7 protein-coding genes and 1 pseudogene are annotated in these 8,150 nt (G+C 63.2%); 4 read left to right on the top strand and 4 right to left on the bottom strand.

Going from position 1 to position 8,150, the window contains the following annotated elements; all coding sequences use genetic code 11:
* Positions 1-138: 138 nt before the first annotated feature.
* Both MFF42_RS12730 and MFF42_RS12735 read right to left on the bottom strand, forming a co-directional pair.
* Entirely contained in the window at positions 139-957 is an 819-nt protein-coding gene (locus MFF42_RS12730; RefSeq protein ID WP_238256082.1) for a hypothetical protein, read from the bottom strand.
* Between the two features lie 22 nt (positions 958-979).
* Positions 980-2,863 (bottom strand): hypothetical protein, encoded by a 1,884-nt coding sequence (locus tag MFF42_RS12735; RefSeq protein WP_238256083.1) that lies wholly within the window; start codon positions 2,861-2,863, stop codon positions 980-982.
* Between the two features lie 120 nt (positions 2,864-2,983).
* On the opposite strand from MFF42_RS12735, the gene MFF42_RS12740 reads away from it, so the two are divergent.
* A complete protein-coding gene (locus MFF42_RS12740; RefSeq protein ID WP_238256084.1) occupies positions 2,984-3,313 on the top strand; it encodes a type II toxin-antitoxin system RelE/ParE family toxin in 330 nt (109 codons plus the stop codon).
* A complete protein-coding gene (locus MFF42_RS12745; RefSeq protein ID WP_238256085.1) occupies positions 3,310-3,636 on the top strand; it encodes a helix-turn-helix domain-containing protein in 327 nt (108 codons plus the stop codon). Before MFF42_RS12740 ends, MFF42_RS12745 begins: the two co-directional genes overlap by 4 nt.
* Before the next feature lie 38 nt (positions 3,637-3,674).
* Here MFF42_RS12745 and MFF42_RS12750 read toward each other — a convergent pair whose 3' ends face one another.
* A complete protein-coding gene (locus MFF42_RS12750) occupies positions 3,675-4,103 on the bottom strand; it encodes an HNH endonuclease (protein ID WP_238256086.1) in 429 nt (142 codons plus the stop codon).
* Positions 4,104-4,262: 159 nt separating this feature from the next.
* Here MFF42_RS12750 and MFF42_RS12755 point away from each other — a divergent pair.
* Together MFF42_RS12755 and MFF42_RS12760 are read left to right on the top strand one after the other, a co-directional pair.
* Positions 4,263-4,685, top strand: a pseudogene (locus tag MFF42_RS12755) (transposase); the annotation flags it as partial.
* 27 nt (positions 4,686-4,712) lie between these two features.
* Positions 4,713-5,318, top strand: coding sequence for a type I restriction-modification enzyme R subunit C-terminal domain-containing protein (locus MFF42_RS12760; protein ID WP_238256087.1), 606 nt, complete (start codon positions 4,713-4,715; stop codon positions 5,316-5,318).
* A gap of 838 nt (positions 5,319-6,156) precedes the next feature.
* Here the strand turns inward: MFF42_RS12760 and MFF42_RS12765 are convergent.
* On the bottom strand, positions 6,157-8,150 hold a 1,994-nt coding region (locus MFF42_RS12765), incomplete at its 5' end, for a hypothetical protein (protein ID WP_238256088.1).

Genomic DNA, 8,150 nt, shown 5'->3' on the forward strand with positions numbered 1-8,150 from the left:
GGCAGAGGGCGCCAAACTCCATCCCTCTGAACGCATTGTCAAGATTGCAGAAATTCGGAGCGACTTCCACACAAAGGTCCATTTTCGCGGAGCAGATCGCTTTGCAGGAGAGGTGCGTGGAAATCGTCGTCAAAATCGCTAATCGGGCCCAGCTGTTGCAAGCGCATCGAGTGCCCGTGCCTCGGCATCCTCCGGCGCAGGTGAAAGGCCCCAATAGCCACGACGAGGCAGATCACCCCCCTGCCAACCCCCGGGCAGAGCGGTATCCAGCGCCGCCACGGACGTCCCGGAGCCGAAGGCGTGCGCGCCGGTGGGCGTGAGGATCAGGAGCGTGTCAGGCATTGTGTCCGCCTCCACCAGCGTGTCCGTCACCGTCGCGGTCCGTGTGTGCGGCAGGCGCACCAGCAGCACGCCCGGCAGCGGATGCTCGGCCCGAGCGAGGGCGGTTCGCCCCTGTGCCTCCTCCTCAGGGGTGATGCCTTGCGCCGCCCGATCCTCTGCCCTTAGGCGCGCTACCTCAGCCGTGGTCGCTCCAATGGCTCGCATTCCATCGACATGGCCGACGTCGTTGGCGGCGACGAGTGCGTGCTCCCGGGTCCAAGCTTCTACGGGTAGCCGCAGCAGCGCAAAGACCTGCGCCAGGGCCGAGGGATCACCCGCACGTGTGCCGTGATGATCGACGACGATGGCACCTGCTGGAGGCTCGACATTGAGGGTGAGCTCCACGAGCACAGGAACGCGGCCTGTCGCGGCCGCCTCCTCGAAGGCAGCGCCATACACCGAAGCTTGTGCGCCCCAGGAGAGGCCCGCGTCACGAACGGCGTCCGGTCCCAGCGTCGCGGCCACGAGACGGCCAATCTCCACCATCTCTCGATCGCGCCCACCGAGCAGGAAGAGCAGCCGTTGAGGAACGGGCGTGTCCAGGCGTGGTTCGGGTGGGACGAGCGGGTCGTGCATGGGTCTTTTCTGCGCGACGAATTCAAACCGGTGGAGGAGGCAAACGCGCGATCAGTCTCCACAGAACCACGCTCGCGGTCCCTGCTGCGCCGAGCGCACCGAGCGAGATCCACGAGAGGATGCGGCGGATGCGCTTGATGCGCGCATCCTGTGCAGGCGCGCCACCGCGCTCCCGCGACGCTTTGACGACGAGGCTGGAGAGGGCGAACACGGCGCTGACTACCGCGGCCAGGACTACGAACTGCGCCGAGAATATGATGGGAAGAGAGATTTCGTCACTCGCACCTAAGCCACCGAGTTTCCGCACCACGCCTTTGACCGTGTCGGCATCGAAGATGACGTTCATGCCGAGAAGCGAGGTGGCGACGGAGGCAGCAAGGCCGAAGGTCGCCACGCCTGAGAGCTGCGCGGCAGCGGCCGCCTCGCGATCGCCGGCGGCGCGCGCCAGGAAGTCGTTGGCCGAGTCGATCTCGTCCTTCAGGTCGCTGTAGATTGCATCGAGTCGCAGATGTCGCCGCAATAGATCGGTGAGCTCCTGGCCTTGAACTTGGTTCGTCACACCGGTGAACCGGAAGCGGTGCACGAACTCCAGGACATCGCGTTGAAGGCTGCGCATGCGGCGCTGAAGGCGCGCCTCTGACCCCTGATTTTCGCTCACCTCCCGATGATGTGCACCGATGATCCGGCTGACGCGGCTCGAGAACGCGAGCAAGCTCGCGAGTTCAAACTGAGCGAGGAGCATCAGCTGGTAGTAGTGACGGCGCATATGCACCGCGAAGTATCTCTCACCGTCCTTGCTGCCTGCGAGAAGTTGGGTGAAGGCGTAGCCGCTGACGAGGTAGAGCGTGCCCCAGTGGCGAAAGCGCGCGTAGATATGGGCGGCTTCGAAACCAGCGAGGAAGTCGGGATCGGCCGGTGAACCCTCGCCTTCGTGATCGGCAAAGCACAGGCGGGCAAGATCGCTGTCCCGGATCGCTTCGAAGCACTTCAGGTTGTCTACCTCGCCGGGCTCGCCAACGGAGACGACGGCAAGCATAGGCATGCGCTCGTCCACGACGTGGCGCCATGTGCGCCCCTCGCCATGCGCAGCCCCGATGTGCCAAGCCTCCGGCAGGATCTCGCGCCAATGGTCGAAGACGGGCGGTGCGCGCTCCCGCTCGCCCTTGATGAGGATCGCGACGGCCTCCGCGGCTTTCGCCACCTCGTGCAACGTGCTCTCGCTGCCCTTCCCGCGCACCCAGCGCGCGTGCGTGACGACGAGATGAGGCAGCTCGTTGCCCTCTCTGAAGAACGGGGTGTAGGCGCGTCGCACAAGATCGAGCAGCGTCTGCGCGTCAGCGAGCGTCAGCGTCTCGTTGACGAGCCGGCCGTTCAAGCCCGTTGGTCTGGTATCTCCCGTGAGTAGCTGAGAGGTCAGCGAAAGGTCGACCACCAGGATGGCGACACCGGTGCGAAAGACGTAGAGCAGGCAGCGATCGACATCGTAGCGAGCATGTCGTTCCACTTCTCCGACCGAAAACCCGACATCAAAATGGACGAGGTCCTCTCTCCGGTATACATGGAAAGGCTCTTCGAATTTCAGTCTTACATCAGCGCTCTGTTTGCTATAAAGAAATTGTTGCACAAAATCGTGGAAATATACAAATTCTGCGTAAGCTTCTCGCTTGTGATCGTCTGTGTTGATAGGCCAATGATTTAGTGGATCAACGATCCGACTCCAAGGTTCAAAATCGGCCGTGATCCCAGCCACTTCGTCACGAAGAGCTTTCACGAACTCTGCCGGATCGTCGCTCGGGCGAGCTGGCAGATCCAGAGCGAGAGGCCAAAGCAACGTCTGCCGCAGGAGACGAACCGGGATGGATCCAGCCGGGCGCTTCGACGCGGCCTCGTTCGTCTCCACATTCATGTCGGTCTGTCCCCTGCCGAAGCTGCACAAAAAGCGCGGAGCAACCTAGGCGTTCAAGATAGGGCGCTCAGCCGGACAAACATACTACACTGACGCAATGCGCTGATGTAGTATGTGCCCATGAAAGTCGTCCGGCTGAAGCCCTATATCCGGGCGATGAGGAGCATGGGCCTCAGTGACGAGGCCCAAACCGAAATCGAGTTGATGATCGTCCGGGCGCCTGAGGCTCACCCGATGATCCGTGGACTGCGTGGGGCTCGTAAGGCCCGTTTTCCGCTGCCAGGGCGTGGCAAGAGCGGAGGTGGCCGGACGATCTACTATGTCGCAGTCACACTGGGCGTGCTGTTCATGATGACGGCCTACCCCAAGAACGAGCGTGACGATCTTTTGCCGGAGCAGCGCAAGGCGATCCTCGAAGCGATCGCGAGCATCAAAGGAGTCGAACCATGACGCAGAGCCCACAGCAGCCTGCCGGCTCTCGGGTCGGCGACGATCTGGTCGAAGCCTTCCAGGAGATGGCCGCCTACCTGCGTGGCGAGGTCGAAGCCGAGAGCTACGAAGTGCCCGATGACGTGCTGACGCCCGAGAGGGTGCAGACGATCCGGCGCAAGGTTGCAGCCTCGACAAAGGAGTTCGAGCGTCAGTTTCGGATCTCAGCGCGGACGATGGAAGCCTACGAGCAGGGACGTCGTCGGCCCGATACAGCCATGCAGACACTCCTACGAGTTATCGAGCGTGAACCGGACGCAGTCCGTCGGGCGCTCGCATCGTAACCTCTCAGACAGACGTCCGTGCGTCGCAATATGTGACATCAGGCATCGACGGCCGCTTCCTTTTGGCAGATGATCTGGATCAAAGCCTCATTCTTCGCGTGCCCATGCTGTCCGTGGTGGATCTCGCGGTGGCAGCTCGGGCAGACCGCACCCACGAACCGCGGATCGTCTGGACCTCCGTCACTGAGACGGCGGGTATGATGGGGCTCGAGGTAGGGCTCCCCCTGCAAGGTGACGAACGGCGCTGGCTCGTTGCAGCTCTCGCAGACACCAGCGGCTCGGGCGAGGACATAGCGGCGGACAACTGCCGATCGCCTGTAGAGGCTCCGGCGAGCTGCGGCGCCTACGACCTGCGGTGTTGCCTCGGCGGCCTCTAGGGCACGTGCACGCAAGCCAACAAGGTCGACGTCGAGATCGGAGTTCTCGACCGGCTGCTCCTCGTCGTGGACTGGCGCATTGGCGTTCACGGGCACAAGCTCGAAGACGATGGCGGAGCGCTGATTGCCTTCTCGGTCTGGAGCCGTTTCTGCGCTGTAGCCGGCGCACTCGAACTGGCCGAGGAACCGGACCCCCTCCCGGCCGCGCGTCTGGAAGACCAGGAGGTCTTTGCCGTCGACGAGATGATCGGGCATTGGAAAACCATCACCGTCACGGCCGGCCTACGCGCCAACGGCCTCATGGCCACCGCCCTTTTCGACGGGCCGATGACCGGAGCCCGCTTCCGCAGCTATGTCGATGAAACCCTGGTGCCGGCCCTGAAGCGCGGCGACACGGTCGTGCTCGACAACCTGCCCGCCCACAAGGTCGGCGGCATCCGCGAGCGCATTGAGGCGGCCGGCGCGCGGCTGCTCTACCTGCCGGCCTACTCACCCGACTTCAATCCGATCGAACTCGTCTTCGCCAAGCTCAAGGCGATTTTGCGCGCGGACGCAGCCCGCACGGTCAGCGAGCTCTGGGACACCATCAAGCTCGCGTTCAGGCGCTTCTCAACGGCGGAGTGCCGCAACTATCTCGCGGCCGCAGGCTACGACGCCTACGATCCAATCTGATCGGATGCCGCTCTAGAGGCATCTTAAGTGGAGCTCGTCCGGCACCGGCTGCGCGATCTCATTCAGCACATCGAAAAGCGCAAGCGCGCGATTGTCTACTCCGATTTCGCCGACGAAATCGGCGAGGGGGTCACGCATGACCTGCCGCAAGTCGGCGAGGTCGATTTCGTGCGCTTCAAGGCCAAGGCGCGTGCCTTCTTGAAGAAGCACGAGGATCACATCGCCCTCAGCCGGCTCCGGCATGGGCGGGCGCTCACGTCCACCGATCTCGTCGAGCTGGAGAAGATGCTGCTTGAGGCCGGGATCGGCGACGCTGGGGCGATCGAACGCGCGCGTGACGCGAGCGCTGGCTTCGGCCGTTTCGTGCGCTCGCTGGTCGGTCTCGACCGGCAGGCGGTGAACGATGCGTTTGCCGAGTTCCTCGGAAGCGGAACGGCGAGCCGCGAGCAGATCGACTTCGTCGGCCTCGTCGTTGATCACCTGACCGCCCAGGGCGTGATGGAGCCGGGTCTGCTCTACGAGAGCCCCTTCACGGACGTGGCGCCCCAGGGGCCGGAGCAGGTCTTCGATGACGCGGAGACGAGCCGGCTGTTTGAGGTCATCGACGCGCTGAACAGGAGCGCAGTGGCATAGGGGGCATCAGCCGGGCGTCACAGCGACACTCCGCAACGGCGTCGACCTCGCCTTCGGCTCGGGGCAGCCTCTCGCGCTCGCTCCGGGCTTCGCCCTTCGCTCTCTGCTCGGTCTGCCTGTATGTCGTCGATGATCTTCTCCTTGGCTTTCCAGAGAAGACTTTCTCCCCCACAACTGAAAACGGCGAATCCCTTCGCAGAGTCAGTGGTGGAGGAGAAAAGATCGACTTTCCGTCGAAGTGGCGAAGAACCTAGCAGCCGACCTGGGCTGCAGCTCGGTGGCGTCCATTGACCGAGCAGGTGGTTCCGATCTCCGATCCTTGCGGATCACGCGGTTATCAGGTGAACCTGATGCCTCAGCGCGTCGCTAGCCGTCGACGACGCACTGAGCGGAAGGTGCGGCGACGCAGAGCTTCCGTCTTGTGCTTGTGCATTCGCAGTCAGCGTGACTGCCGGAGCAACCCGCTCAAGGCGTCCTGCATCTCTGCAGGGGAGCGCGTGAGCTGATACCCGTTCGGTGCGGCACCTCATAAGCCGGCGTCATGTTCCGCCAAGCCGTGATCGACATCCGCTATATTGCGTCGGCTGGTTCGGCCGGCACGGGATACCATAGCACGTCGTTCTTCTTTTGTTCCAAAGTTTTTTGGGGGCTTCTATGTCACTGGCGTAAGGCACGGAAGAAGCGCTGAAGGTGTGCGAACTGGCCACTATGGGAGGATACTCGTCACCGTGCGGTGACCCAGCGTCAGGATCGCGTCGATGAGCAAGGGTAGGCCACCGGGGGTATGTGCGGTGGGTGGGCCTCGGCGCGAACGCAGCCATGACCAACGCCCGGAACTTTAGGCCCCTGTTGGTTCGTCCAGCCATAGCTCGAAGCCAGCCCCCTCGAAGAAGCGACGGTAGAGCCACAGCCCACGCTCTTCGACCACTCGCTGGAACTGGGCGACGCGCTCCCCCGTCCACCCTTTCGACGCGTCGGCCATGATCCAGGCATCTATGGCGCCCGGGTCAAACGCCTCCGCCAGCCAAGGCTCGATCTCACCACCGTCATCGCCCCGCGCGCGACGCAGCTTATCCGCCAATCCAAGAGCACCGTCGCTGCGGTTCTTTGCCGAGCCGACCCAGCGGTAGTTGCCGACGCTGTTGCCTAGCGGATCCCGCCCCTCGTTAAACGCCCAGCGCTCACCCACGTCCGGGAGTTGCGCAAGGTGTTGATCCCTTTGCCGCCAGTCGAAGCGCCAGTGTGCCTTAGGTTGCAGGTGATCCAGGTCGATGGGCCGGTCATCGTCGTGCTCGCTTAAGGGATCGTAGTGGGCGAACTCTGCCTCGAGATAGCGTCGTTGCAACCAAAGTAGCATCTGTCCGCCGCTCCACCACCATGCATGGAAGAGGCGCCTAGCCGGGTGGGTCTGATCGTGCTCAAAGCGGTTCTTGGAGGACAGCCACGTCGCGCCACGCGGAGCGGCCCAGTTGAAGTCCAACATCTGGTTGGGCGGGACGAGCAGCCGGGCGTTTTGGCCCCAACTTCCCTCCGCCTGGCCAGTCAGTAAGCGGTAGAGCGCTAAGCCGGGGAAGATCGATAGGTCAGCACCCGCTTTCTTGCGCGCTCTGAGCCAATGGATTGCGTTGCGAGCGCACTGGAGGTGGCTCGTCGCGCACAGGCGCCAGAACAAAGCGAAGCGGATCACCTCCGCTGCCTCGAAGCGGCTTGCGACGCGTCCGGGCGCATCTGCGCACACGGCCCAGTAGACCATGACCTGAACGAGCTCGTGCGGTAGTTCCGCCAGCATGAGCTTGGGCAGCCCCTCCGGATTCTGCGCCGGTTCGAAGCGGAGCAGGCCTATGACTCTCGCGAATGCCGCCGTCAGTCGTCCAGTTGTCGGAGACGTGCTGATATTGCCGCAGCCCTCTGTTGGAAGAAGGTCGAAGAGGGCGTGGCGAAAGCGCCCGGCCCGATCGTCGCTGCGACGCGGATTAAGAAGCGCGCCGAGGGCATGCGGCACGGGGGCTTCGTGTGCCTCCGAAGAGGACACATTGGCAATGCGCAACGCAGTGTTCGCGATTAGAGTCGAGGTCATGATACGACCCGAGGAAACTTCGATCGCCTCCACGAGGTCACGCACCCGCGGAAAGTGGTGCTTGTAGATTGAGTAGAGCCGTTCCGACTCCGATAGCGCCGTGCCCCCAGCGCCTACCCGTTCGAACAGACGAAGCAACAGGTCAGATCCATCGCCCTGTGCTGTCTCTAGGTCAACGAGCAGGAGCGCAACCTCGGCCGCTGCGAAGCGCTCGAGCGCGGTGTTAAGGCTACGCACCACCTCCCCGTTTACCTGTCGTGCCTCGCGACCGACCAAGGCGGTGACAGCCTCTTTAAAGCCCAGCCGATCACTGCCGTAGACCTTGAAACAGTTCATGACCTCATTCATCGGGACGTAGGCACTCCCCTTCGCCGAGTCGGCGAGGTGTGGGCTCGGCGGCCAAGCTCCTCTCTCGATCTCTCGATCAAAAAGCCGATGGTCAAAAATCGAGCCGAGGTCGTCGCCTCGGGCATCGCGTTCCTCATAAAGCGTTCGAGCCGCCCTCCGCTCGCGGATTCGGAGCTTGGTGCCCTCGGCATCGTAGCCGAACGGTTGGTTGCGGGTCGTAAGCCTGAGCGATGGAGCACCATCCGGCTCGGCATTAGCGAGGTTGACCCAAAGGCATTTGCCGGACGCCTGCGGTCGATCGAAGGCTAGCATCAGCGCGCGAGTGCGTTGCTGCCCGTCAACAAGGTCGAAGCCCTCAGGTAATGCATTTCGCGTTGCAGCTCCGGCTTCGAAGCCGAGCGCCTGCT

The organism is Methylorubrum podarium, from assembly GCF_022179745.1.
Lineage (GTDB): Bacteria > Pseudomonadota > Alphaproteobacteria > Rhizobiales > Beijerinckiaceae > Methylobacterium > Methylobacterium podarium.

What these genes read in the sequence shown, in the direction of transcription:
- MFF42_RS12730 (WP_238256082.1), bottom strand. Translation starts at nt 957, where the DNA reads ATGCACGACCCGCTCGTCCCACCCGAACCACGCCTGGACACGCCCGTT.
- MFF42_RS12735 (WP_238256083.1), bottom strand. Translation starts at nt 2,863, where the DNA reads ATGAATGTGGAGACGAACGAGGCCGCGTCGAAGCGCCCGGCTGGATCC.
- MFF42_RS12740 (WP_238256084.1), top strand. Translation starts at nt 2,984, where the DNA reads ATGAAAGTCGTCCGGCTGAAGCCCTATATCCGGGCGATGAGGAGCATG.
- MFF42_RS12745 (WP_238256085.1), top strand. Translation starts at nt 3,310, where the DNA reads ATGACGCAGAGCCCACAGCAGCCTGCCGGCTCTCGGGTCGGCGACGAT.